Source organism: Variovorax sp. OK605 (assembly GCF_900115445.1).
Taxonomy (GTDB): domain Bacteria; phylum Pseudomonadota; class Gammaproteobacteria; order Burkholderiales; family Burkholderiaceae_C; genus Variovorax.
Genome location: NZ_FOWL01000009.1, coordinates 301,331 through 326,301 on the forward strand (window position 1 = coordinate 301,331; position 24,971 = coordinate 326,301).

The following is a 24,971-nucleotide window of genomic DNA, read 5'->3' on the forward strand; positions in this document are numbered from 1 at the left end:
CCCTTAATTTTCATGACAACTCGACGTGCCCTGATGGGCCTGGGCAGCCTCGGATTGCTGGGCGGAATGCTCGGCGCCTGCGGCGGTGGTGGCAGTGGCGGCGGCTCGCCCGCCCTTTTCCCTGCATGGCCCCCTTCTCCTTCCCTCACGCCTTCACCGGCGGCCGCCCCCGTGGCTTCCAGCGGCTGCGACGGCTGGCAGATGCCCGACGAAGGCGGCGCGCACCGCGCCGTATGGATGGCCTTCGCGGCACGCGAATCCATCTGGACGGCGCAGCTGCGCCAGCCGGTGCAGCAGGCGCTGGCACGCATCGCCAATGCCATCAGCGTGTACGAGCCGGTCCGCATGCTGGTGAACCCGGAAGACTTCGCCACCGCGCGGCAGCTCTGCGGCTCCAACGTGCAACTGATCGAACACGGCATCGACGATCTCTGGATGCGCGACACCGGCTGCGTGTTCGTGCGCAACGCACGCGGCGAACGCGCCGCCGTGGGCTTCAACTTCAACGGCTGGGGCAACAAGCAGGCCCATGCGCGCGATGCCACGGTGGCGGCCTTCATGGCCGGGCAGGCGGGCGTTCCCCTGCTGCGCAGCAGCCTGGTGCTCGAGGGCGGCGGCATCGAGGTCGACGGCCAGGGCACGGCCGTCATCACCGAGAGCTGCGTGCTCAACGCCAACCGCAATCCGGGCGTGGGCAAGGCCGATGCGGAAGCCGAGCTCAAGCGGCTGCTGGGACTGGAAAAGATCATCTGGCTGCCGGGCATCGCGGGCCGCGACATCACCGACGGGCACACCGATTTCTACGCCCGCTTCCTCAAGCCGGGCGTGCTGGTGGCGGCGCTGGACAACGACAGCCAGTCGTTCGATCACGCCGTGACGCGGCGGCACCTGGAACTGCTGCGCACGGCCACCGACGCGCGCGGACGCGCCCTGCAGATCGTCACGCTGGAAACGCCGGGACAGGTACGGCCGGCGTACGCGCGAAAGGACTTCGCGGCCGGCTACGTGAATTTCCTGATCACGGACAAGGCCCTGTTCCTGCCCGAATTCGGCGATGCTGTCGCCGACCGGGCGGCGCGCGATGCGCTGGCCGCCCATCTGCCCAGCCATCAGATCGTGCAGCTGAACATCGACGCCATCGCCGCGGGCGGCGGCGGCATTCATTGCACGACGCAGCAGGAGCCGGCGTGAGCGCGCCGCCCACCGAGGAGCCCGACATGCGTTTTTCCGCGACACGCCGCCGCCTGCTGGGCGGCCTGGGCCTCGCGCCGCTGGGCTGGGCCGCCATGCCGGCGGTCACGGCGTTCACGGCCGCCAGGGCCGCAAGCCCGGGCGGGGCCACGGGTGACACATGGCACATGCCCGACGAGGGCGAGCCGCACCTCGCCACCTGGATGTCCTTCGGCCCCAGCGAGGAAGTGTGGGGCCGGCGCCTGCTGAAGCCGGCGCGCGAGCACCTGGCCGGCATTGCCCGCGGCATCGCCGCCTTCGAGCCGGTGCACATGCTGGTGCGCGAGGAAGAGCAGGACATCGCCGCGCGCCTGTGCGGCGACCGCGTGCAGCTGGAGGTGCAGCCGGTCGACGATCTCTGGATGCGCGACACCGGGCCGGTGTTCGTGCGCAACGCCGCCGGCGAACGGGCCGGCGTGGACTTCAACTTCAACGGCTGGGGCGGCAAGCAGTCGCACGGCCACGACGCCGAGGTGGCCGAGTACGTGAGCGACGCGGCCGAGGTACAGCGCCTGCGCACCCGGCTCGTGCTGGAGGGCGGCGCCATCGAGGTGGACGGCGCCGGCACGGCGATCATCACCGAGAGCTGCGTGCTCAACGCCAACCGCAACCGGGGCCTGAGCAAGGAGACCTGCGAGGCCGAGCTCAAGCGGCTGCTGGGCCTGCGCAAGATCATCTGGCTGCCGGGCATCGCGGGCCGCGACATCACCGACGGCCACACCGATTTCTACGCCCGCTTCGCATCGCCCGGCGTGGTGGTGGCCGGCCTCGACGACGACCCCGACTCCTACGACCACGCGGTGACGCGGCGCCACCTGGAGATCCTGCGGCAGGCCACCGATGCGCGCGGACAGCGGCTGCGCGTGGAGGTGCTCAAGGGGCCGGCAACGGTGCGCAAGACCTTCGAGACACGCGAGTTCGCGGCGGGCTACATCAACTTCTACGTGTGCAACGGTGCCGTCTTCGCGCCGCAGTTCGGCGACGCGCGCGCCGACGGCAACGCCCGTTCGCTGCTGCGCGAGCTGTTTGCGGGACGCGAGGTGGTGCAGCTCGACATCGATGCCATCGCCGCGGGCGGCGGCGGCATCCACTGCACCACGCAACAGCAGCCGCGTTGAGGGCGCGGGCGTTGGCGTGGGCCCGCGCTCACGCTTACCAGCGCACCTTCACCCCGATGCTGCCTTCGATCCCGCTCTTCGTGCGCGCCCCGCCGCCCGAGCCCCACAGCTTGCCCACTTCCGCATACAGGCTCGTGCTCTCGGTCAGCTGCAGCGTGGCGCCGCCGGCCAGCTCGGTGCTGGTGCCGCCGGTGCGCGTGGCAATGTCGGTGAAGCCGGCCGGGCCGACGAAGCGGGTCACGTCGGTGCCGCTGCCGCTGCGGTACACGTTCACGCGCACATAGGGCTGCAGCAGGCCGGCGCTGGTGGCGATCTCGCCCTTGACCCGCACGCCCGCGCGAACCAGCCAGCCGTTGTGGCTGTCCTGCTGCACCAGCGCACCGGCGATGCCGGTGTCGCCCAGGTTCACGCGCTGGTGCACCAGTTGCAGCTGCGGCTCGATGGTCCAGTTCTCGGCCAGCGGAAACGACTGGCCGACCTCGATCGACGCCAGCAGGCTGTTGCCCTTGCCCGAACTGCCGAAGCTCAGCGTGGGCGACGCGGTGTAGCGGTGGCGCCCGGCCTGCAGCACGCCGTCGACGTACAGGCCGCTGTCGTTCTTCCAGGTGGCGTAGGCGCCGACGTACTGGCTGCGCAGGTCGGTGGAACCCACGCCGAGGTTCGCCAGGCCGCTGGCAAAGCCGGTCACGCGCATGTCGCCGTCGAGTTGGCCCACGTACACGCCCACGCGCCAGTTGGGGTCGGCCCACAGGTCGGTGCCGGCCTGGAAACCGGTGAGGCGTCCCTTGCTGGTGGGGCTCACGGTGCCACCCTGCGAAATGGTGCGGTCGGTGCTGATGATGCGGGCCCAGGCCTGGCGGTAGCCCTGCTCCGGCGACGCGGTGTTGGCGCCGCTCGGGCCGTCGTCGCCCACGCGCTGGTGCAGGTTGGACAGCATCGACAGGTTGGCCTGGCGGAACTGCTCGGGCAGCGCGGCGTACAGCGGCACTTCGGCGCGGTAGGTCGGCACGACCAGGCCGCCGCCGGTGGCGGTCCCTGTCCCTGTCCCCGTGCCCGTGCCCGTGCCGCCACCGGTGGCCGGCGGCACGGCCGTGGTGGTGGAGCGCAGGTACCAGTTCTCGCCCGCGCCGCTGGCGTCGGCCGCGTACAGCCGGTATTCGTAGGCGCCCGCATCGACGTGGCCGCCCGCGAGGCTGAAGGCGCTCTTGGTGGTCTGCGCCGTGGTGGTGGCTCCGCCGACGGCACTGATCAACTCGATGCCGTTGCCGCTGGTCAATGCGCCCAGGCCGCCGAGGTTGGTGACCTGCACGTTGGTGGTGCCGCTCGCGATGGCGGTGGCGCCGCTCAGGATGAGCCGGTCGCTCGCGCTGGCGCTGGTGCCCAGCGCGGTGCCCAGGCGCAGCGTGCCGCCGTTGCCGACCCACGGGCCAGTCACGGTGAGCGTGGTGCCGGGTACCGTGCCCAGCAGCGACACGGTGCCGCTGTTGGCCATCGACGCGACGGTCTGGCTGTTGCCGGCCAGGTCGAGCGTGGCGCCCGTCGCCACGGTGAAGGCGCTCGCACTGCTCAGCGTGTTGGCCGCGCCGGCGCGCAAGGTGCCCGCCGCGACGCTGGTGGCGCCGGTGTAGGTGTTGGTGCCGCTCAGCGTGAGCACGCCCGCGCCGTTTTTCGCGAGGCTGCCGGCGCCGGAGATCGGGCCCGACCAGCCGAGGCTGTTGCCGTTGGTGTCGATGGTGCCGTTGCCGCCCAGGATCAGCGCGTTGGGCACGCTCAGGCCGTTGGCGCCGGCGATCACGCTGGCGGTGGCGCCCGCGTCGATGGCAACGGCGCCGGTCATCGCCGAGCCGGTGTTCAGCGTGAGGCTGTTGGCGCCGCCGGTGAACTCCACCGCCGCGGCGCGCGTGACGCCGTCGCCGCCGAGGCCGCCGGTGATGGTGCCGCTGTTGGTCAGCGCGATGTTGGCGCCCGCCACGCCGGCCCCGCCCACGCCGTTGGCGCCGGCCGCGCCGCCGCTGCTGTTGGCGCCGCCTGCGCCGCCGGCCCCGCCCGTGATGCTGTTGGTGTTGCCGATGGTGGCGCCCGCGCCGGTCGACGACAGGCCGATGCCGCCGTCGCCGCCCGCGCCCGGCGAACCGGTGCCGCCCACGCCGCCGCCGGCCGCACCGCCCGCGCCACCGGCGCCGCCGGTGATCTGGCCCGTGTTGCTGACGGTCACCGCGGTGCCGGCCAGGGTCACGCCGATGCCGCCCGCGCCGCCGCCGCCGCCCGCGGTGTTCGCGCGCGGTGGCGACGACTCGGCGCCGCCCGCGCCGCCCGCACCGCCGGTGATGGCGCCGGTGTTGATGAAGGTGATCCCGGCGCTCGTCGTGTTCAGGTAGAAGCCGCCACCGCCGCTGCCGCCGCCGCCGGCCTGCGAGAAGGCGTCGCCGCCCTGGCCGCCGATGCCGCCCGTGGAACTGCCCGTGGCCGTGTAGCTGCCCAGCGGCGCATCGAGGATCGAGCCGTAGCCGCCGGCGCCGCCGCCGCCGCCGCCCCAGTAACCGTTGCCGCCCGCGCCGCCGGCACCGCCGGTGTAGCTGTCGGGAGACGTGGTGGTGCTGTTCAGGATCGACGCGCCCTGGAAGCCGCCGCCGCCGCCGCCGCCGTAGCCGTCACCGGCGGCAGGGCCGCCGGTCTGCGCCTGGCCCGCGCCGCCGGCCTGGCCCACGAACGCACCCGGACCGGCGGGAATGCTGACCGTGCCGGCCGTGCCGCCCGTGCCCGGGGTGGCCGTGCCGAACAGCCCAATGTTTGCGCTCGCTCCCGGTGTAACGCCTGTTGGCGTTGACGAGCCGCCGGCGCCGCCGAAGGCATTGACCGTGGTGTCGTTCAAGCCGCCGGCACCGCCGGTGCCGTTGCTGCCGCCCGCGCCCGCGTTGAGCGTGGTCTCGCCGACAGGCACGCCGCCCGCGCCACCGGCCGCCCATGCCGGCACGGCGCACACCAGCAGCGCCGCCGCCGCCGTGGCCACGCGAACGCTGCGCGTGCTGGACGAGCGCGCATGGCCGCGCGAGATTTCAGGTGCGGCCACCCAGGTGCCGAGGGTCGAATTCCAGAGGGTTCGGAAGATCTTGTTCATGGCTTCAACTTGGTCCTTCGTTACCTGATCGGGCAGGCGCCCGCGTGTGGCAGCAATGGCTTGCACCTCCCCACGCCGTCGATTTCGAATTTGCAAGTTAAAAATGTAAGCACGCGTAGCAGGGCGGCATATGCCCGGTTTCGGGTACCCCATGCGGGCCTTGAAGGGTGGGTATGGCGGCCGCCCCCGTCGCGTCGGGGCATCCGGTAGGCGGCATACCCTGAATTGCATCAGGAAGTAACCAATGTTTCCTGATGAGTTCGAAGGTACTCAGTGCAACAGGCGTGCAGCAGGCGCCGCCGCCTGCGATTTCCGGCGAAAGGCGCGCAGCCAGCCGGTGCCCGCGTCGAAGCCGCGGCACACACCGGTGGCAACGAGCCCCGTGGTGGCAAGCATTGCCGCGGAGTGAACGCCAACCGCCGCGAACGCCGGCAGCAGCGAGCCCGACGCGGTGATCTCCCGGGCCGCGGGCGCGTCGCCCATGCACAGGGGAATGAGCGCCGGCACCAGCATCAGGCCGGCACCGTGCGCGGTGGACATCATGAAAGACCAGAGCGCCAGCCCGGCATGGCCGGTGGGCGTGCGCGCCGCCCATCGCGCGGGGCCATGCCCGGCGCGGCGGCGCAGCAGGCCCGCCAGGTGCACGCCGGCGACCGCGGCGAACAGCACCCCCGCCCCGGCCTGCAACAGCACCCGGTCCATCGACAGGCCGAGCGCCACCGCGGCGGCCACCAGCGCGACCGAGGCCGCATGCCCGATGCCGATGAGCGCCAGGGCCCGCAGCGCCTGCCGCCGGTCGTGCGCGCGCAAGCCCCAGGCGGCGGCGAACATCCAGCCGGTGGCGGGGTTCAGCCCGTGCAGTGCGCCGACACCGGCGACCGCCAGCCATGGCCAGAGGCTTGCCATGCCGTTCTCGTGCGGGCGGGCCGTTCGCGCCTCAGTGCTGCGCGCCGCCGCAGCAGCCGCCGGCCGCCGCGGGAGCAAGCGTCGGTGCCGGTGCCGGTGCCGGTGCCGGTGCCGGTGCGGGTGCCGGTGCCGGTGCCGGCTCGTAGCGGTCGTGGTGGCGCACCCACTCCATCTTGTGCGGCACGTCGCGCTCGCTGCGGCCCTTGGGCGTGAGATCCATGAGGCTGTACGCGCCCATCATCACTTCCACGCCGCGGCCGAAGGTCGAATAGGTGTGGAAGACATCGCCCGCGTCGTCCTTGTAGAACACGCTGACGCCCGGCGCCTCTTGCGCCGGGAAGGGCCGCTTCTCGTAGTTGTAGTAGACGGCGCCGGTGGCCTGCTCCTGCGGCGTGAAGCTCACGGCGAAGTCGTGGTTGAAGTCGCTGCCGTTCGACGACACCCAGTCGAACTGCCAGCCCATGCGTTCGCGAAAACGCAGCAGGTCGGCCAGCGGCGCGCGCGAGATGGCCACGAAGGTGATGCCGCGGTCCGCCAGGTGCACGTTCATGCCGTCGGTGTGGTCGGCCATGTACGAGCAGCTCGGGCAACCCTGCGTCCAGCCCGGGCCGAACATGAAGTGCTGCACCAGCAGCTGCCGGCGGCCCTCGAACAGCTCGGCCAACGTGCGGCGGCCCTGCGGCGTGTCGAACACGTAGGCCTTCTCGATGCGCTCCCACGGCAGCGCGCGGCGCTCGCGGGCGACCTGGTCGTGCAGGCGCATCAGCTCCTTCTCGCGCGCCAGCAAGGCGCGGCGTTCGGCCACCCAGCGCTCGGGCGGCACGACGGGATGATTCACGGTGCTGGTTTCGGTAACTGCGGTGTTCATGGTGGGAAGCTCCTTGCAATCTGCGGACGTGTACGAAGGTGTGTGGAGATGTAGGTCAGACCCGGGCAGCTTTGGGCCGGCGCACGGCGCGCACCTTGCCGCTGCCACCGCCGCCGCAATAGAAGAGGTCGGCCCCGTCCGACTCGAGCCCGCTCACGCCCACGCCGCTGGGCATTTCCAGCCGCTCGAGCACGGCGCCGGTCTGCGCGTCGATGCGACGGATCTCGCTCTCGTCGCCCTCCCAGGTGCCGTGCCAGAGCTCGCCGTCGACCCAGGTCACGCCGGTGACGAAGCGGTTCGACTCGATGGTGCGCACCACCGCGCCGGTCTCGGGGTTGACCTGGTGGATCTTGCGGTCGCGGTACTCGCCCACCCACAGGCTGCCTTCGGCCCAGGTCAGGCCCGAGTCGCTGCCGTGGCCGGGCGCCGGAATCGACGCCACCACGCCGCCCGTGACGGGGTCGATCTTGTCGATGCGCGAATCGGCGATCTGGTAGAGGTGCTTGCCGTCGAAGGCGGTGCCGGCGTCGCAGGCAACGTCGAGGGTGCGCGTGGGCTCGCCGCTGTGCGGATCGAAGGCGATCAGCTGCGCCCCCAGCGCGGCCCAGACGCGCTGGCCGTCATGGGTTACGCCGGCCACCTTGTCGCTGCCGGGGAAGGGTCCGTACTCGCGCACGATCTCCGCGGGCTGCACCCCGGCGCGCGCCTCGGCATGAGGGCCGGCCTTGCCGGTCTCGGCTGTCTTGCTTGCTTTGCTGGTCATCGTTGGCTCCTTGTGGGTGCACCGTGGATCGGCGCCTTGGAGACAACTCTATTCAATCGGCAGCGCAGCGGGGAGTAACAAGATCGTCGTGAATCCGGCCAGCGGCGGCGACAGCCAGCGCCGCGCCCGTGTCTGTCCGATCGAACGCACGCGGCCTTCGGCTTCGAGATCGGCAAGCGCGCGCTGCACCGTGCGCTGGCTCGCGTTCAGCGCCAGCGCGAGCGCCGAGGTCGACCACGCCGCGCCGTCGGACAGCAGCGCCACCAGCGCGCCCTGTTCACCGTCGATCGGCGGCGCCAGCACCACCACCGCGCGTGGGCCGTGCGGCTTGAGCACGAAGCCGCGCGGCGTGGCCTCGATCTGCGCCATGCCCTTGGCCAGCGCGCGCAGGCGGCCGATCTCGACGCGCAAGCGCGCGCGGTGCGTTTCGTCGGGGCGCTGCGTGCGAAAGGCGCTGGCGATCAGGGCTTCGCGATCGACGTCGCCGGGCCACGCCTCGGCCAGCACACGCGCCAGCGCGAACAGCACGGGCCGGCGTGCCAGCGGCTGCCAGGCTTCACCCATGCCGAGCCCGCGGCGGCAGGCGTCGATCACCAGCGCATCGGAGGCCAGCAGCGCGGCGACCTCGTCGAGACGCAGCACCTGCTCGTCGCCGTTGGACAGACGCCGCGCGGCGGGCCGCTCCAGCGTGGCGCGCGCCTCGGCCACCTCGGCCAGCAGCGCGGGCACGCGGGCGCGGCCGGCGGCTTCGTGCGCGCGTTCGAGTGCCGCGTGCGCGGTGCCGATGTGCAGCGAGCGCAGCGCCAGTTCCGCCGCGCTGAGCTCGGCCACCGCCGCCAGCGAAGGCGGCAGGCCGCGCGCATCGAGCAGCGCCAATGCGGCGGCGGCCTCGTCGAGCCGCCCGAGCAGCAGCAGCCGGCGCGCCGCGATCAGCCGCGCCTGCAGCGCGTTGGCGTGGTCCGCGCGCGCTTCGAGCGTGGCGGCCGCCGCGGCCAGCGCGCGCGGTGTACCGCCAAGGTCGCGCATGGCCAGCGCCACCTCGGCCTCGGCGACGACGCAGCGCGCGCGAAACAGTTCTTCATGCGCGCCGAAGCCGGTCGCCGCGCGCTTGAGCAGCTCGCGCGCACGCGGGTGCTCGCCAAGCTGCGCCATCGCGATGCCGCGCAGCGCCAGCGCCGGCGGGTCGTCGCGCAGCGCCACGCGCTTGAGCGCGCCCAGCGCGTCGCCGGCGGCAAGCGCGCGGGCGGAGGCGGCGATCAGCGAATCCATGTCGGCAGGGTTGCGGCGCGCTCAGGGCTGCACGGCGATCAGCGGCTCGAGCTGCGCGCGCAGGCGCCGCACCGCCACCTCGTGGCGCAGCGTCTGCGCGCCGCGCCCGTAAGTGCCCGCCTTGCGGATCAGCCGCAACTGCTCGCGCTGCAGCCGCGTCTTCAGCCGGCGCGCACGCCAGCCGAAGGTCCACCCGATTTCGCGGCGGACCTTGTAGCGCTGCAGCGGCGCGCCGATGCGCACCCACTCGTCGTCGCGGATCAGCTCGCGCTCGGGCACGAAGTAGGCCGCCAGCGCATGCAGGTAGGTGCCGTTCTCGCGCGCGGCAACGCGCCAGAAAAGCCCCGCCGCAATGACCACGGGAATGCCCTTCACGGCGAGCAGCACGGCCATCTCGCCATAGCCGCCGTCGAACAGGTCTTCGAGGAACGGCGAGTTCCAGACGAAGTGCATGGCCCATGCGAGCGCAAAGCACAGGAAGGCCACGGCGATGCGCACCACCCGCGGCTTCTCGGGGTGCAGCAGGAACCACGCGATGCCGAAGGACGCGATGGTCGTGTAGGCCGCGTGGCTCCACAGCCCGCTCAGCAGCCCGCGCGTCAGCAGGTTGATGAACACCGGCGCCACCTGGTTTTCCAGCGGGAAGTGCATCGAGGCATTGACCGTGTGGATCAGGTTCTCGGTCACCTGGAAGCCCAGCCCGGTCATGGCGCCGACGATCAGCACCGACAGGTAGGTCTGGAACTGGTTGCGCGCCACCAGCACCAGCAGGATCACGCCCGCGAGCTTGAGGAACTCTTCCGTGATCGGCCCCGCCACCGCCGGCCCCCAGACCGCCACGAACTCCGGCGACACCAGCTTGGCGCACAGGCTCTGGATGGCGATGTTCGCCGGCGCCGAGAAATACACGGCGCCCATGCCGCCCCATGCGAAGGCCAGCACGAAGGCCTCGGGCGGGTGCTGCTCGAGCAGGTCCAGCGTGCGAAAGACCTGCAGGAACACCAGCGTGTAGAGCCCCCACACCACCAGCCCCAGCAGCGCGGTGACGGGCACCACGCGCACGCCCATGAAGAACAGGTGCAGCGTGTAGAACAGGCCGTTGACGATCAGCGCGGCCAGCACCCAGAACGCCACGCGGCGCGGCTGGAAGAAGGAGTCGGTGCCCACCGGCCACGCGGAAGCGTCCTTGTCGAAGACCGGCGGGATCATTGCGCGGCCTCCAGGTCCATCGAGTCGAGCATCTCGCGGGCGTCTTCCAGGGCTTCGTCGAGCCCGTCGTCGGCGCCGTAGGCGTCGATCTGCACCACCGACTGGCGCCGCGGGTCGACCACCTGCCAGAAGCGGCCCGCCAGCTTCGAGCCGTAGTAGGCGAAAGTCTTCCCCTGCAGGCCCCACAGGGTGATGAAGTCGGACACGTCGCCGTCGATGCGCAGGCCCTGCCCGCGCTCCATGAGCCGCTGCTGCCGCAGCATCGGGCCGTCGGGTCCGCCGGCCCATTGCCCGACGGTCACCAGGAACTTGTGGCTGCCCTTGAAGAGCATCATCGACTGGCCGGCCTTGGAGCGCGACACGTCCATCTGCCAGCCCTCGACCGGAATGAAGCGCGCCTGGCCCACGGCCACCGTGCCGCCCTCGGGCAGGGGCCGGCTCGCGGGCGTGCGGCGGTCCCAGAGGCTCAGGCCGCCCACGTAGACGGCGATGGCGAGAAGCACCGCGAGCGCGCCCGGCCAGGTGCGATAGGGTATTCGGCGTGACGGCTCATGCATCCTTTGATCGTGCCATAGGCCCGATGAAATTCGCGGTGCGCGGTGCGCCGGCCACGATCGCGGTGACAGTCAGTCGCCGCTGTCGCGAGCCGCGAGCCGCTCCACCTCGCGGTCGAGCGCGTCGTACTGGCCGTCGCAGAAGAGTTCGCACAGCCGGTCGACCTCGCCGCGGTTGCGCGCGTCGGCAACGGTCGCGTCCTGCGCCAGCTTGCCCTTGCCGAAGAAGCCCTTGCGCATGCGCATCGCGACCGACTGCAGCTGGTAGCTGCCCGCGGTGCCACCCGTCGTGCCGGTACCCAGTGCAGTGACCCACAGTTGCCGCTGCTCGGCGTCGTTGCACAGCACCAGCGCGGGCAGCGGCCCCTCCTGCGCCTCGTCCCATGCCTGGTGCTGCTCGCCCCAGGGGAAGGCGTCGATGGCGGCCATGAAGGCGATCAGGTTGGTCTCGCCTTGCGGGTCGGTCTGCTGGTGGTCGTAGCCGACTTTCTGGATCGCGTACGTCAACATGTGGCGAATGCCTTTCGGGTGTTGGAGGCCGACATTCTGTGGGCATCGGCACGCGGGAGGGTGCGCGGGACCCGTGACTACACTGGCCCGGATGAGCCGCCCTCCTCCATCGTCCGCGCCGCAGCCGCTGTCCGGCACGCGCGACGCCCTCACCTCCATCTTCTGGAACGGCGACGCGCTGCGCAGCCGCAGCGTGAGCGGCACGGTGCTGTCGGCCACGCTCGACATACCGGCGCCGCCCGCGCGGCTGGTGGCGGACTGGGACCGCGAGATCGCCTCGCAGCTGGCACTGGAGCCCGGCGACGTCGAGCCGATGCCGCTCGCGCGGGCGCGCATGCGCTGGCCGGACTACAAGCGCTGCGTGCAGGCCATGGCCGACTGGACCCATGCGCAGGGGCTGCCCGGCGTGCTGGCCGCCAGCGACATCGCCCTCATGGCCTGCCGCGGCGCGCGCTACCACCACGACGGCGCGCAGTACGGCAGTGCGGCGTTCTGCAATCTGTTCGTGAGCGAGGACCGCGGGCTCGACGTGCTCTTTCCGTACGCGGGGCAACGCATTCCGCTGGCGCGCGGCACCGCGCTGGTCTTCGACACCGGCCAGCCGCATGCCGTGGTGCGGCGCGGCAGCACCGGCTTCGACGCGGCCGACTTCCTGCCGGGGCAGGACTGCACCCAGCTCTTCCTGACCTGGGAACTGCCCATGGCCAACGCCCACGTCGCACGCGCGCTGCGGATCGCGTTCGACGTCGATCCCGCGGCCGCGCAGCAACTGGGCGAAGAACAGGTGCTGGTGAACGGCGCGCCGGCCATGCTGTGCCCGAGTTCGGGCCGCTGGCTTCCGGCCGGCTGACCCGATCGCCCGGCGCGCTACGCCGCGTTCACGGCAGCCAGCCGCTTGCCCGCCGCGGCACGCACGGCGTTGTCGATCGCCTTGTCGAGCAGCTCCAGCCCGAGGTCGATCTCGCTGTCGCTGATCGTCAGCGGCGGCGCGATCCGGAAGACGCCGCCCATGGACGGCAGCTTCACGATGTTCATGCTCAGCCCGAGCCGCATGCACTCGCGCGTGATGGCTTCGCCGAGTTCGGAGGCCGGCTCGCGGGTCCGACGGTCGGTGACGAGTTCCAGCCCCAGCAGCAGGCCGCGTCCGCGCACGTCGCCGATGCATTCATGCCGCGACTGCAGGCGCTGCAGCCCCTGCGTGAGCCGCGCGCCCGCCGTGCGCGCGCGCTCCACGAGCCCGTCGCGCTCCACCACTTCGAGCACCTTGAGGCCGACCGCCGCGGGCAGCGGGTCGGACACGTGCGTCGTGTAGAAGAGGAAGCCGCGCGCATGGGCCTCTTCCTCGATGGCCGCCGTGGTCACCATCGCCGCCAGCGGCAGGCCCGCGCCCAGCGTCTTGGAGAGCGTGAGGATGTCGGGCGCGACGCCGTCGCGCTCGCACGCGAACATCAGCCCGGTGCGCCCGACGCCGGTCTGCGCCTCGTCGACGATCAGCAGCATGCCGCGCTCGCCGCACTTCTTCTTCAGCGCGGCCATGTAGCCCGCGGGCAACTCGAGAATGCCGCCGCTGCTGAGGATCGGCTCCGCAATGAACGCCGCGAGCGCGCCGGTCGACTGCCGGTCGACCTGCTCGAAGCCGTCGTCGAGTTCGCGGCGCCAGTCGAGCTCACCGGCCGGCGTGGTGAAGCGCGGCCGGTAGGCATTCGGCGCCGGAATGGCCAGCGAGCCGGCCGCGGCCGGGCCGTAGCCCTTGCGCCCCGCGCTGTAGGTGGCCGCGGCCGCGCTGCCGGTCATGCCGTGCCACGACTGCGTGAACGCCACCACCTCGTGGCGGCCCGTCACCAGCTTGGCCATGCGCAGCGCCGCCTCGTTCGACTCGGCGCCGGTGCTCAGCAGCAGCGAGCGCTCCAGCCCCGGCGGTGCATGCTTCGCGATCTGCGCGGCCAGCGCCACCACCGGGCGCGACAGCATGCCGCTGAACAGATGGTCGAGCGTGCGCGCATGCTCCGACACGACGGCGACGATGTCCGGGTGCGAGTGCCCGAGCAGCGCGCTCATCTGGCCCGAGGTGAAGTCGAGGATCGCGCGGCCGTCGGCGTCGTAGACGAAGCTGCCTTGCGCCCGCTCGATGATCAACGGCTCGAAGCTGCCGCCGTAGCGCACCAGGTGCTGTCGGGCCTGCTGCCAAAACTGGGGGTCGTCGTTCCTGCTCATGTCGATGCTTCCCGATCAAAATGAAGCACCTTACGCAGCGGCCCGCGCGTGGGGAAGCGAATTGTTTTGAACTCAGGTATCAGGAGAACTCATTTCGTGAGCCAATCCCTCGACATCGACCTGCTGCGCAGCTTCGTGGCCATTGCCGAGACCGGCGTGCTGGGCCAGGCCGCGGCACGCGTCGGGCGCACGCAGTCGGCGCTCAGCATGCAGATGCAGAAGCTCGAAGGCATCGTCGAGCAGCCGCTGCTGTACCGCACCGGGCGGGGCGTGACGCTCACCGCCACCGGCGAGCGGCTGCTGGTGCGCGCGGGCGAGCTGCTGCGCAAGCACGACGAAGCACTGGCCGAGCTGCGCGGCGAGCAGCTGACCGGCGTGCTGCGCTTCAGCTGCCCCGACGACTATGCGGTCGTGTTCCTGCCGTACCTGCTGCAAGGCTTCGCCAGCCTGCATCCGCGGGTGCAGGTGGACGTGACATGCGCGCCGACACCGCGGCTGCACGAGCTGCTGGCGCGGCACGCGGTCGACCTGGCGCTGGTGTCGATCGCGGGCAGCGCGGGCAGCTCGAACAGCTCGGACAGCTCGGTCGACGCAAGCGGCGCGGCCGGCACCGACGTGATCCGCCGCGAGCCGCTGGTGTGGGTGGCACGGCGCGGCGGTGCCGCCGCCCTGCTCGACCCGCTGCCGCTGGCCTTGGGCGCGCCCGACGCGCTGGACCATCTGTGGCCGAAGCGCTCGCTCGAGGCCGCGGGCCGCGCGTACCGGCTCGCCTATGCCAGCAGCAGCCTCTCGGGCCTGGTCGGCATGGCGCGTTCGGGCCAGGCCGTCATCGTGCTGACGCGCACCGCCGTGCCCGACGACCTGGAGATCCTCACGCCGGAACACGGCCTGCCCGACCTGCCGAGCGTCGGCGTCACCCTCGCGTTCGACCGGAAGGAACCGACGGCGTTGACCACCGCGTTCGCTGCGCACGTGAGGAAGTTTCTTCCCGCGGCTTGACCCACCTCCTGGAATATACAAACCGAAATGGTTGTCAACCAACCGAATCGGTAGAATAATGAGCCCTTCAGCCTCGGCGTGAGGCTGGACTGCCCGCCCCTCCAAGAAGGAAAACACATTGACCCGCCTGCACCTCGCCTTCACGGCCATCAAGCCGCACATGAAGATGCTCGTCGTTCTCGGGATGGCGTTCGGCGGGCTCTACATGGCCGGCAAGACCGTGGCGACGCGCATGCCCGAGTTGCGCGTGTCGGTCAGCATGGGGCACGGGATCCTGGCCCCGAAATTCATCAGCTTCGTCGGCGGCGTGTGACGCGTGGCGGGTGGCGGGTGGCGGGTGGCGGGTGGCGGGTGGCGGGTGGCGGGTGGCGGGTGACGGGTGCCCACGCGCGCCTGCGGTGACGAAGCTCGGCGTCAGTGGCCCAGTGCGTTCATCGCGGACGCGACGATGTCGTTGCGCCACTCTTTCTTGAGGTTGACCCGGGCGGCCAGCATGGCCGTGATGCCGAGCCCCGAAAAAGCGCTCGTCACACGCACGATGCGCTCCATCTTCGCCGACTTCAGGTCGATGGCAAGGGCGGCGTACATCATGAGGCCCATCTCGGTCAGCTCCGGGTCGACGTCCTGCTCGGTGTTCGCGAGCTGGTTTGCGAACGCCGACAGGCCCGGCCAGTCGAAGGTCAGGTCGACCGAAGCCTCCACCACGGCCCGGTCCCGCTCGACGCCGGGCGGAATGCCCTTGACGCTGGCCAGCAGCGTCTGCGTCTGCCCGAGGCCGATCTTCAGTGCCGCGTCGTAGATCGCCTTCTTGCTCGGGTAGTGGTGCAGCAACCCGGCCTTGGAGTAGTTGACGGCGTCCGCGATCTGCTGGAGCGAGGTGTTCGCAAAACCGTGTCTGGCGAACAGCGCCGCGGCGCGGTCGATGATTTCTGCGTCTATCTCGGGTCTGGTCGGCCTGGGCATTCCCGCAGTCTAGCGCAGCTTCTACCGGATCAGTCTGTTACCGCGTCGATCGGTTGGTAAAGACGCCCTACCCTACCCGAAGCGACCTGCTGGCGCGGCCGAAGCGCGCGTCACCTTGGCGTCGCCGCCGCAGGGGGCGGCAACGACCGCCGCGAGAGAATGCGCGCATGGAAATCGAAAAATTCCCCAGCGCGCTGATGCACACCATCGGCTTCTCGCAGGTGCTGCATACCGACCCCGAAGCCGGCGTGGCGCGCGTGCGCTTCGTTGCGCGGCCGGAGTTCGCGCACAGCAACGGGACCGTGGTGCAGGGCGGGCTCGTCACCGCCTGGCTCGACTGCTCGATGGCTGTCGCCGTGCACGCCAAGGACCCGACCGCCGGCCTCGCCAGCCTGGAGCTCAAGGTCTCGTTCCTCGACCGGGCCGAAGTGACCACCTTCGAGGCCGAGGCGCGCATCCTTCGATGGGGACGCAGCGTGGTGTTCCTCGACGCAGACCTGTTCGCGCCCGACGGGCGGTTGATTGCGCGTGCGTCTTCCACGGGCAAACTCGTGCGACGGACGTGACGGGAGCCGCGTGTGCACTGGATCCTCCAAGAAAACCTGTTCAAGGAAAACGAGTGGGCCAACCTGACCGGAACGCTGGAGCGGTTCGCCATTCCCTTCTCGGTCCACAAGGTCATCCCGTTCATCGGGGAGCTGGTGCCGCCCGCGCAGCCGCAACAGGAGAAGGTCGTGTGCTTCGGTTCGTACTCGATGCGGCACACGGCCAGGGCCCAGCGCTGGACACCCGGCGTCTACGACCTGTTCGACAAGGACTTCAAGGTCCAGCTCCAGCACTGGGGCGAGCGCATGCTGAACTTCGACAGCAGGATCCTGCCGTTCAAGGACGTGCCGCTCCTCGCCGAACCGACCTTCCTGCGGCCCGTCGACGACAGCAAGTACTTCGCGGGCAAGGTCTTCATGCCCGAGGACTTCAATGATTGGAAGCACAAGGTCGTCGACCTCGGGCACGACTACGGGACGTCGTTGAGCGGTGAAACGCTCGTGCAGATCTGCAACCCGAAGACCATCCACGGCGAGTACCGCTTCTGGATCGTGAACGGCGAGATCGCGACGCGGAGCATGTACAAGCGCGGCGACAAGGTGATGTACGCCAGCGACGTGGATGAACGGTTCGACCGGTTCGTGCAGGCGTGCGTGCAGGCATGGCAACCGCACAGGGCGTTCGTGATCGATGTGTGCGACACCCCGCACGGCTTGAAGATCGTGGAAATCAACACGATCAACGCGGCAGGCTTCTATGCCGGCAACGTGCAATCGCTCGTGTTGGCTCTGGAGGACATGGAAGGCGCGGGCTGAACAGCGGCTTGCGCGCACTGGCTCCCCGGTAGGCCAGCCTCAGTCACACGGTTGAAATCGCTGGCATCCCGCCACTGCGTGGATCGACGTCACGGTGTTCTCGCCGTCGATGTGCCTGGAAGTGAACTTCACCGAGGCGCCTTCGGAAAGGCCCACGAGCAACGACCGGTCGGCGACCCTGAAGGTCTGCACGGTGAACGGGAGCTTCGCCCTGGGCAACAGCTTCAGCCGCACGTAGGACTTGCCGCCGGGCTCTTCGTGGAACGACCGCACGACTGCTGGGGTGAGCACCTGCGCGGACGCGCCTGCGTGCTCCAAGCCGTCAGGCGGTTTCGGTTGCGCGCCGGCGTTGACGGCCATGAGCAAGAAGCCGAGGCCGATGCTGGCAAGAACGGTGCGGTGCGGCGCGAGCGGCATGCGTGAGTCTCCTCGAGGTCGGATGGACGTTCAGCACGACATTCTGGCTCAGCGGCGCGTGCGTTCCATCGCCACCGTCGAGCCGACGAATCCGAGCGCGGCGAAGAAGGCGTCGGCGCCCTCCCTGCCCGCGCGAAGCACCCAGGTGACGGCGTCGTCGCCTCGCATGATCTCTTCGGCAAGCGCCCGGCCCACGCCCTGCCTGCGGGCATCCTGCGCAACCACGACCATCGACAGGTAGCCGTTCGAGATCCCGTCGGTGATCGCGCGCGCGAAGCCGACGACACGCCCGTCGGTCTCGGCCACCACCACCCGCTGCGACGCGGCGACCAGGCGAGCCAGGTGTTGCGCGTCGGGTATCCGGTGCGACCATCCGCTGCACGCCAGGAGCCGGTGCACCGCCGCGAGATCGGCCGCCTCGAAAGCCCGAACGATCGCGCGCGTCATGGTGAATCCCTACGCCGCCTTCGGCTCCGGAAGAATCGCCGTCAACGCGAAGTCGAGGAGATAGAGCCACGTCGCCTCGAGCCCCATGATGCTGTGGTGGTCCGAGCCCGGCACGGTCTGCACGCTGATGGGGGTAGGCCAGGCCGCGATGAGCTTGGCCGAGCGCTCGGGCAGCACCACGTCGTCGCGCTCCGCCAGCAGCACCTGCGTCTTGGCAGCCACTTCCTTGCTGTGCTCCAGCGAATTGAACTGGTGCCGCAACAGCAGCGACAGCGGCACCAGCGGGAACCGCTTCTTGGCCACTTCGAGCATGGAGTCGTACGGCGTGACGAGTTGCAGGCTCGCGAATGCCTGACGTGCCACGAGCTGGATGGCCACGCCCGTGCCCAGGCTGCGGCCGACGACGTGCAGCCGCGCGTGCGGGAAGGCCTTGCGCAAGTGGTTGGCGAACTGGCACGCGTCCTGGACCGAGGCGATCTCCGACGGATGCCCCTGCGAATCGGCCACGCCGCGGTAGTTGAGCGCGGCGAAGCCGAAGCCCTCGGGCAGCCAGTGCAGCATCTGCGCGGTGGCGCGCACGTCTTCGCCGCGCCCCGCGAAGTAGACGAACAGGTCCTGCAGCGCGGCCTCGCCCTGCGGGTGGTAGACGTAGCCGCGCACCATGCCGCCGGGCACGGTGTGCGAGTAGGTGGAGAAATCGTCGGACAGATGCACGACGGGAAGCTTGCGCGCGTTGAACAGGATGTCGCCTTGCCGTGCCGCAAGCAGGGTCCAGTACGCCGCGATGCCTCCGATGGCGGCGGCCGAAGCCGACAGTGCGATGCGAAAGACTTTGTTGGATGCCAAGTTGTTCTACTCCCGGGGAGATGGTGCTGGTGCTGCCGGTGCCACCGGTGCTGGTGCGCGGCGCATGGCGCGTAGTTTCGCCGCGTTCGGTGAACCCGCGGTTCGGCGGGGGAAAAGCCGACCGCGCCAGTGCGAAGCGGCTGTCACATCCACCGCGCCTGCCGTGCGTGGCGGCGGCATCGAAACGCGCCGGGTTTGCCGGACACCCGGCGCGACTATGCCCCAGGCCGAAGCAGGACCAGAAAGCTCCAGGTGACATCGCCGCGGCCCAGCATGTCTTCCCGCTCGCCGAGAAAACTCAGCACGAGGCCATGCCGTTCGGCGAGCCGCGTCGTCTCTTCCGCCGACACGCTGAACATCCGCCGGCCTTGCGGCACGGGGCCATGGCGCAGCGACATCACGACCTGCCCGCCATCGGCCAGCAGCGCCGCAACGGCCTCCATGGCGACTTCACGTTCGCCGGCATCGAGATGCATCCACACGGCAGTCAGCAGGATCAGGTCATGGCGGCGGCCGCCGGCCCGCGTGGCGTGCAACGCGGGCAGATGGTCGTCCACCCATTCGATGGGCAAGGCCGCATGGCGGCGCATGCCTTCCATGCGGAGTTCGGGGGTCGGCTCGACCGCCACCACGCGGTGGCCGAGCGCGGCCAGTGCCGCGGCATCGCGCCCCGAGCCCGCGCCGATGTCCAGCACTCGGGCGGGTGGCGGTGGAAAGCAATGCAGCACCACGCGATGCACATCGGCGAACTTCAGGCTTTCGTACTGCTGCGCCAGGGCCGCCGCATTGGCGCCGTAGCCGGCGGTTCCCGGAACCTGCGTCATGGCGTCATGGCCGGGGCACGACGCGGCCGAAGTTCGACGCATCGTTCACCGAGGCACCCGCCGCGCCCGTGAACATCGGCCATGCCGGCCAGCGGCACACGGGGCGCGAGCGATGGGCGCCGGGGTTGTTGTCGACCGACGCGATCGTCCCGGGCGCCTGGCCGATCGCGCTGGCCGGGATCTCCATGCCCTGGAGCGCCGTGCACGCGGCCTGGGCGTCGGCCGTCGCGCCGGTGGGGCCGCTGGGGCCGCTGGTCCCCGCGCACCCGGCCAGCACGGCGCTTGCCAAGACCACTGCGCCCAGCGCGGGGCCGTGTGCATGAAACTCTTGAATTGCCATGGTCGCCTGCTCGGGTCGTTGTCGGTCAGGCAGATGGTAGAGACAACGCCGCCCGACATGGGCACGGGTTTGCGCGCTTGCGAAAGACACATGCGCCGCACACACAGTACACGCCCCACAAGCCGCAAACGTGGCTCGCGGCGCGCTAGCGATTCTCTCGATGCACCACGCCGTGCTCGTCCGTCCACCGCCCCGACCACGTCAGCGGATACAGCTGCTGCTGCCAGAACCCCTTGGGCACGTAGTCGCCCACCACGCCGTAGTTGTCGGGCCAGATCTTGTTCTTGTCCGCCTTCACCGCGGTGCCGAACAGGTAGTCCCAGAACGCGAAGTGCGCCGCGTAGCAACGGTCGAGCCCTTCGGCGTCGCGGCTGTGGTGCCAGTGGTGGAAGTTGGGCGTCACGATCAGGTAGCGCAGCGGCCCCAGCCGCACCGATGCGTTGGTGTGGTTGAACACCGCCTGCACGCCCGCGATGACGATGTACACGTTGATCACGTTCTGCGAGAAGCCCAGCAGGAACGCCGGCGCGAGGATGACCACGGTCGACAGCACCGTCTCCACGCCGTGCGTGCGGCTGCCCGAGATCCAGTCCATGTGCTCGGCGCTGTGATGGATGGAGTGCAGCCGCCAGCCGATCGCGGTCTCGTGATAGAAGCGGTGCAGCCAGTAGCGCGCGAAGTCGGTGACCAGCATCAGCAGCAACAGCGCATAGCCGAACGGCAGGTTGCGCACCCAGCCGCGCAGCGTGTCCTGTGCGCCGGGCTGCACGCCCGCGAACATGCCGCTCACGCCATAAAGAACGGCGTAGACCAGGAACAGCGTGAGCCCCACCAGCAGGTGGCCCGTCACGAAGTACATGAAGTCGGTCTGCCACTCCTTGCGGAAGATCGGCATCGCGGGCCGCAGCGGCCTGAGCTTCTCGATGGTGGTGAACAGCAGCGTGGTCGCCAGCAGGTCGAAGATGAACCAGTCGACGCCCAGGTACGGCATGTTCGCCGGCAACGGCCCCGCGGGCAGCCAGCCATGGCCCGTGGCACTCACGCCCAGTTGCGAGCCGACGACCGCCACGGCCAGCCAGAACAGCGCCCATGCCGACAGCCGCCGCACGCGGTTGAAGACGATGTTGGTCAGCGCCAGCGCGCCGCACACCACCATGGCCACCAGCAGCACGGTGCGCATGGCGTCGAAGCTCAGCACCTCGCGCACCTTGGGCGTGCTCAGGAAGGCCGGGAACTGGAACATCAACACGCCCAGCATGCTGAAGTTGGCCAGCACCAGCGCGATCATTCCGCTGACCATGCCCTTGCCGCGGTGCAGCGGCCCGTGCGAAAGGGCGAGGTCGACGCCCTTCCTGATTTCCTGGGCGACGTCGTTCTTGAAGCGTTCTGCGGGGGAGGGAGTGGGCATGGGGAACCGGTCGTTGAGTGGCGACCGAGTATCCACGCGCGCTGCCTGCTAACGCCCCAGGTGCCGGTCGAAGAACCTCGCGATATCGCCAAATGCTTCTCGGGTTTCCGGTGCGTCTGGACTCAGCCCGTACTGCGCGTGCGACTGGCCTTCGTAGACGTTCAGGTCCGCCTCGACACCGGCGCGCCGCAGCTTGCGGTGCGTGCGCACGGTGTTCGACAGGAACAGGTCGCGCGTGCCCGTGGTCAGGATCGCGGGCGGAAAGCCCTTGAAGTCGCCGTAGATCGGCGACAGCTGCGGGTCCTTCAGGTCGCGGCCTGCGGCATAGAGAAGCGCGGCGCGCCCGAGCCAGCCGTCCCACGTCACGAGCACGTTGTCGATCCACTCGTTGGTCTGGTAGGTGTCGCCGACCTTCGCGATGTCGGACCACGGCGTGCCCGGTGCGATGGCGCCCGGCAGCGGCACGTTCTCGGCCTTGGCGCGCAGCACCAGCGCGAGCGTCATCGCGCCGCCGGTCGAGGTGCCGAACACCGCCATGTTCTTCGCCCGGTTGGTCTTGAGCAGTTCCTTCCACACGGCCATGGCGTCGTCCATGGCGGCGGGGTACGGGAAGTCGGGCGGCATGCGGTAGTCGACCGACACGACCTTGTAGCCGCCGATGCTCGCGAGCAGCAGCGCCTCGGGCAGCGCCGACTCGCCCGGGCCGAACACGTAGCCGCCGCCGTGCACATGCATCAGCAGCCGCTTCTCGTTGCCCGGCGCGATCTTGTTGGGCGTGACGATGAAGGCGTTGACGCCGGCGATCTTCACCGACTGCACGCTCACGCCGAGCTTCTGCTTCATCGCCGGGATCGCCGCGATCACGGGCGCGGCGCGGCGGTTGATGAGCTCTTTCCATTCAGCCGCGTCCTTCGGCGCCGCATTGAAGTGCGCGGGGTACGGCGCCGCGATCAACGCCTGCATCTGCGGGCTCACCTCGCTGGTCGGCACCGGGCTGAGCTGCGCGGGCGATCGGCGTGCGCCCGGTTGCGCATTGGCCGTGCCTTGCGCGCTGGCCTTCTCGGCGTAGGTCTGCGGGACTTGCGAACAGGCAGAGAGCGCCGCCGCGGCAAGCAGTGCCGCGATGTGCAGGGTTCTGGGGATCATCGCCTTCTCCTGGATATGTCCTGGGGTTGTCGCGGAGTGCGGCAGCGGATGCGCCGGCGCGCGTGGATGCTCGCATCGCCCTTGCATGGCAAGCCCCCGTTGAAACCCCAAGCGTGTCCTTGCCTGGCGAGTGACATGTAGACCAACGACTTAAGAATCGATGCGCGACGGGCGAAGACGTGGCGTCGTCCTACAAGCCCGCAAGCGCGACCTGAAGCCGGCCTTTGGTCACGAGCCGGTGTTTCTTCAGGGCCGCGGCTCGAGGTCCGCGGACACGCCGCCCGCCGCATCGACAGCGGCTGTGTCGGAAGCGCTCTCCATCCGCATGCCCATGCCGACGCCGGCCAGGCCACCGCCCGCACCCGCCGCGCCGGCACCTCCCGCGCCGCCGCCCTTGGCACCGCTGCCGCCGCGCGCGCCAGCCGTGCCGCCACCTTCGCCGCGCGACGGCGTGCCCTTCGCGCGCAACGGGCCCTGCTTGGGCACGCCGAGTTCGGCGGGAAGGGGGTCGAGGTCGAGCACGTCGCGGATGAAGGTGCGCAGCGCAACCACCAGTTCCGCCGTCTCCACGGTGCGGCCCGCGACCATGTCGTTGGCCGCCCGCGTCGCCAGCCGCACCTGCGTTTCGGTTCCGAGAAGGATCACGTCGGACAGCGCGGCCTCCACCGCATCGCGGATGCGGCGGCGGCGGTCCGACGCGGGCATGTCGGCGCGCGCCGGGCCGTCTTCATCGGTCGCGGGCATGTCCGTCACGGCACCCGCGCGCTGGCGCAGGTCGCGAAGGTGGCTCGGATCCACGGCCAGTTCGCCGGTGAATGAACCGCCCAGCACCTTGTAGGCCGCGATGAGCGTCTTCAGCCGTTCGTTGATCTGCCGGTTCTGCCGCTCGCGCCGCTGCTGCACGCCGTGCATGACCAGCAGCCGGATGCCGACCGCAATGGCCGACACGAGCACCAGCCCCAGCAAGGTCGAGAGCAGGCCTTGCCAGGAACTGAAGTCGAGCGCGTTGCGCACCGGGGCCGCGAGCCGGTGCGAATCAGAGGCGGGCCGGCCGCTTGGCGACCGCCAGGGCCAGCGCTAGGCCCACCACCGCCGCGCCGCCCAACAGCTTCACGGGGCTGCTCGTCACGCTGCGCACGGCCCTGCGGCACGCGGCCCCCCAGCCGCGGTGCGTGGGGGACAACAAGGCGCGCTCCTGCGGCGTTGTCGCGCGCAAGGCGCTCGGGTTCTCCTCGTCCTCGAGCACGGCCTGGGACACGTCGAGCTGCGTGATGGCATCGGGATGGCGTGGGGGCGTCGTGGGGTGCATGGTGGGTGATCCTTTTCATCGGGATGGTGTCGAGCGACGAGCTTGCGTCGCTTCACGGCCCCCGCCCATGCGCGAGGGCTGACGCTCCGAGTAGGCCAAATGCCCGCCTACAGCGGCGCAATGCTCGCACTCTTCATCATCCGTCCCGTCAGTTCGATCTCATGCCGGATCACCTGCAGATAGCCCTCCGGCGTCGACGGCGTGACCTGGCTGCCCAGCTCCGTCATCGCCGCGATCACCCGTGGGTCTTTGAGCATTCGGCTGAACACCTCGTAGATGCGCGCGGCAATCGGGTCGGCGGTGCCGGCCGGCAGCGAGAGCCCGCCCCACGACGTGAGCTCCACGCCCTTCAGCCCCTGCTCGGCCAGCGTGGGCACGTCGGGCAGGCTGGCGTTGCGCTTGCCCGCCGCGACGCCCAGCGCCCTGAGCTTGCCGGCCTTCACGTGCGGGTAGGCCACCGCGAAGATCGGCATGCCGAAGCCCACCTGGCTGCCCAGCACCGCATTGACCAGCTCCGACGCGCCCTTGTACGGCACGTGCGTGGCGCTGATGCCGGCGGCATTCAGGAACAGCTCCACGCCGAGGTGCGAGGGCGTGCCCACGCCGCCCGAGGCGTAGTCGAGCTTGCCGGGATTGGCGCGCGCCCTGGCGATGAGGTCCTGCAGCGTCTCGATGCCCGAGGCGGGGTGGACGACCAGCAGCACGTCGGACGTGGTGAGCCGCATGACGTGGCGAAAGTCCTTCATCACGTCGTAGCCGGGGCTGCGGTACATCAGCACGTTCGCGGCCATGGGCGCGGCCGAGTAGATCCAGGTGTAGCCGTCGGGCGTGGCACGGGCCACCTGGCGCGCGCCGATGTTGCCGGCCGCGCCGCCCTTGTTCTCGATGATGATCGGCTGGCCCAGCAGGCGGCCTGCCGCCTCGGCGAGGATGCGCGCGCCGGTGTCGGGGCCGGTGCCGGCCAGGTAGGGCACCACCCACTTGATGGGGCGGCTGGGCCAGGGGTCGGCGGCCCGGGCGGCGTTCGCGAGCGGCAGCAGGGGCGATGCGGCCAGTGCGCGGCACAGCGCGCGGCGTGAAAGGTCGATGCAGCCGTTGAGGTCGATGAGGTCGTTGTTCAATTCGCTTGTCTCCGGATCGTTTGGTCTTGTA

27 protein-coding genes are annotated in these 24,971 nt (G+C 70.3%); 7 read left to right on the forward strand and 20 right to left on the reverse strand.

Going from position 1 to position 24,971, the window contains the following annotated elements; all coding sequences use genetic code 11:
* Positions 1-12: 12 nt before the first annotated feature.
* A complete protein-coding gene (locus tag BM013_RS24355; RefSeq protein ID WP_371280755.1) occupies positions 13-1,191 on the forward strand; it encodes an agmatine deiminase family protein in 1,179 nt (392 codons plus the stop codon).
* A gap of 95 nt (positions 1,192-1,286) precedes the next feature.
* A complete protein-coding gene (locus BM013_RS24360) occupies positions 1,287-2,348 on the forward strand; it encodes an agmatine deiminase family protein (RefSeq protein WP_371280796.1) in 1,062 nt (353 codons plus the stop codon).
* 34 nt (positions 2,349-2,382) lie between these two features.
* On the opposite strand, the gene BM013_RS24365 is transcribed toward BM013_RS24360, so the two are convergent.
* From BM013_RS24365 to BM013_RS24400, 8 genes are all read right to left on the reverse strand, one after another.
* Positions 2,383-5,466, reverse strand: coding sequence for an autotransporter outer membrane beta-barrel domain-containing protein (locus BM013_RS24365; protein ID WP_093130221.1), 3,084 nt, complete (start codon positions 5,464-5,466; stop codon positions 2,383-2,385).
* A gap of 270 nt (positions 5,467-5,736) precedes the next feature.
* Positions 5,737-6,372: a hypothetical protein gene (locus tag BM013_RS24370; protein ID WP_093130222.1), complete on the reverse strand. Its 636-nt coding sequence runs from the start codon at positions 6,370-6,372 to the stop codon at positions 5,737-5,739.
* A 31-nt stretch (positions 6,373-6,403) separates the two neighbouring features.
* Positions 6,404-7,240, reverse strand: coding sequence for a DUF899 domain-containing protein (locus BM013_RS24375; RefSeq protein WP_093130223.1), 837 nt, complete (start codon positions 7,238-7,240; stop codon positions 6,404-6,406).
* A gap of 55 nt (positions 7,241-7,295) precedes the next feature.
* Positions 7,296-8,003: a Vgb family protein gene (locus BM013_RS24380; RefSeq protein WP_093130224.1), complete on the reverse strand. Its 708-nt coding sequence runs from the start codon at positions 8,001-8,003 to the stop codon at positions 7,296-7,298.
* 48 nt (positions 8,004-8,051) lie between these two features.
* Complete coding sequence (locus BM013_RS24385) at positions 8,052-9,272, reverse strand: helix-turn-helix domain-containing protein (RefSeq protein ID WP_093130225.1); 1,221 nt, start codon at positions 9,270-9,272, stop codon at positions 8,052-8,054.
* Between the two features lie 21 nt (positions 9,273-9,293).
* Complete coding sequence (locus tag BM013_RS24390) at positions 9,294-10,481, reverse strand: PrsW family intramembrane metalloprotease (protein ID WP_093130226.1); 1,188 nt, start codon at positions 10,479-10,481, stop codon at positions 9,294-9,296.
* Positions 10,478-10,984: a hypothetical protein gene (locus BM013_RS24395; protein WP_256220149.1), complete on the reverse strand. Its 507-nt coding sequence runs from the start codon at positions 10,982-10,984 to the stop codon at positions 10,478-10,480. The genes BM013_RS24390 and BM013_RS24395 overlap by 4 nt, the downstream gene beginning before the upstream one ends.
* Positions 10,985-11,107: 123 nt before the next feature.
* A complete protein-coding gene (locus BM013_RS24400) occupies positions 11,108-11,545 on the reverse strand; it encodes a hypothetical protein (protein WP_093130228.1) in 438 nt (145 codons plus the stop codon).
* Between the two features lie 91 nt (positions 11,546-11,636).
* Between BM013_RS24400 and BM013_RS24405 the strand changes: the two genes are divergently transcribed.
* Entirely contained in the window at positions 11,637-12,395 is a 759-nt protein-coding gene (locus BM013_RS24405) for a hypothetical protein (protein WP_093130229.1), read from the forward strand.
* Between the two features lie 17 nt (positions 12,396-12,412).
* Here the strand turns inward: BM013_RS24405 and BM013_RS24410 are convergent, their stop codons facing one another.
* Complete coding sequence (locus BM013_RS24410; RefSeq protein ID WP_093130230.1) at positions 12,413-13,759, reverse strand: aspartate aminotransferase family protein; 1,347 nt, start codon at positions 13,757-13,759, stop codon at positions 12,413-12,415.
* A gap of 96 nt (positions 13,760-13,855) precedes the next feature.
* Between BM013_RS24410 and BM013_RS24415 the strand changes: the two genes are divergently transcribed.
* Positions 13,856-14,758 (forward strand): LysR family transcriptional regulator, encoded by a 903-nt coding sequence (locus BM013_RS24415; RefSeq protein ID WP_093130231.1) that lies wholly within the window; start codon positions 13,856-13,858, stop codon positions 14,756-14,758.
* A 118-nt stretch (positions 14,759-14,876) separates the two neighbouring features.
* Entirely contained in the window at positions 14,877-15,071 is a 195-nt protein-coding gene (locus BM013_RS24420; RefSeq protein ID WP_093130232.1) for a hypothetical protein, read from the forward strand.
* Positions 15,072-15,172: 101 nt separating this feature from the next.
* Here the strand turns inward: BM013_RS24420 and BM013_RS24425 are convergent, their stop codons facing one another.
* Positions 15,173-15,721, reverse strand: a complete 549-nt coding sequence (locus BM013_RS24425; protein WP_093130233.1) for a TetR/AcrR family transcriptional regulator — start codon at positions 15,719-15,721, stop codon at positions 15,173-15,175.
* Positions 15,722-15,888: 167 nt separating this feature from the next.
* Here BM013_RS24425 and BM013_RS24430 point away from each other — a divergent pair, with 167 nt between their 5' ends.
* Entirely contained in the window at positions 15,889-16,287 is a 399-nt protein-coding gene (locus BM013_RS24430) for a PaaI family thioesterase (protein WP_093130234.1), read from the forward strand.
* 12 nt (positions 16,288-16,299) lie between these two features.
* Positions 16,300-17,082 carry an ATP-grasp domain-containing protein gene (locus BM013_RS24435; protein WP_093130235.1) on the forward strand — a complete coding sequence of 261 codons (783 nt, stop codon included), beginning with the start codon at positions 16,300-16,302 and terminating at the stop codon, positions 17,080-17,082.
* Between the two features lie 39 nt (positions 17,083-17,121).
* On the opposite strand, the gene BM013_RS24440 is transcribed toward BM013_RS24435, so the two are convergent.
* The 10 genes from BM013_RS24440 to BM013_RS24485 form a co-directional block, all read right to left on the reverse strand.
* Complete coding sequence (locus tag BM013_RS24440) at positions 17,122-17,499, reverse strand: copper-binding protein (RefSeq protein WP_256221654.1); 378 nt, start codon at positions 17,497-17,499, stop codon at positions 17,122-17,124.
* A gap of 48 nt (positions 17,500-17,547) precedes the next feature.
* On the reverse strand, positions 17,548-17,946 hold the full coding sequence (locus BM013_RS24445; RefSeq protein WP_093130236.1) for a GNAT family N-acetyltransferase: 399 nt from the start codon (positions 17,944-17,946) through the stop codon (positions 17,548-17,550).
* A 9-nt stretch (positions 17,947-17,955) separates the two neighbouring features.
* The gene (locus BM013_RS24450; protein WP_093130237.1) at positions 17,956-18,792 is read right to left on the reverse strand and encodes an alpha/beta hydrolase; all 837 of its coding nucleotides are present in this window, start codon (positions 18,790-18,792) and stop codon (positions 17,956-17,958) included.
* Positions 18,793-19,007: 215 nt separating this feature from the next.
* Positions 19,008-19,616 (reverse strand): class I SAM-dependent methyltransferase, encoded by a 609-nt coding sequence (locus tag BM013_RS24455; RefSeq protein ID WP_093130238.1) that lies wholly within the window; start codon positions 19,614-19,616, stop codon positions 19,008-19,010.
* 4 nt (positions 19,617-19,620) lie between these two features.
* Positions 19,621-19,956 (reverse strand): tannase/feruloyl esterase family alpha/beta hydrolase, encoded by a 336-nt coding sequence (locus BM013_RS24460; RefSeq protein ID WP_093130239.1) that lies wholly within the window; start codon positions 19,954-19,956, stop codon positions 19,621-19,623.
* Between the two features lie 145 nt (positions 19,957-20,101).
* Entirely contained in the window at positions 20,102-21,364 is a 1,263-nt protein-coding gene (locus tag BM013_RS24465; protein ID WP_093130240.1) for a sterol desaturase family protein, read from the reverse strand.
* 48 nt (positions 21,365-21,412) lie between these two features.
* Positions 21,413-22,510, reverse strand: a complete 1,098-nt coding sequence (locus BM013_RS24470; RefSeq protein WP_093130241.1) for an alpha/beta hydrolase — start codon at positions 22,508-22,510, stop codon at positions 21,413-21,415.
* A gap of 246 nt (positions 22,511-22,756) precedes the next feature.
* Positions 22,757-23,524, reverse strand: coding sequence for a hypothetical protein (locus tag BM013_RS24475; RefSeq protein ID WP_093130242.1), 768 nt, complete (start codon positions 23,522-23,524; stop codon positions 22,757-22,759).
* Positions 23,525-23,546: 22 nt separating this feature from the next.
* Positions 23,547-23,819 (reverse strand): hypothetical protein, encoded by a 273-nt coding sequence (locus BM013_RS24480; protein WP_093130243.1) that lies wholly within the window; start codon positions 23,817-23,819, stop codon positions 23,547-23,549.
* A 107-nt stretch (positions 23,820-23,926) separates the two neighbouring features.
* Positions 23,927-24,940 (reverse strand): Bug family tripartite tricarboxylate transporter substrate binding protein, encoded by a 1,014-nt coding sequence (locus BM013_RS24485; RefSeq protein ID WP_371271168.1) that lies wholly within the window; start codon positions 24,938-24,940, stop codon positions 23,927-23,929.
* Positions 24,941-24,971 lie beyond the last annotated feature (31 nt).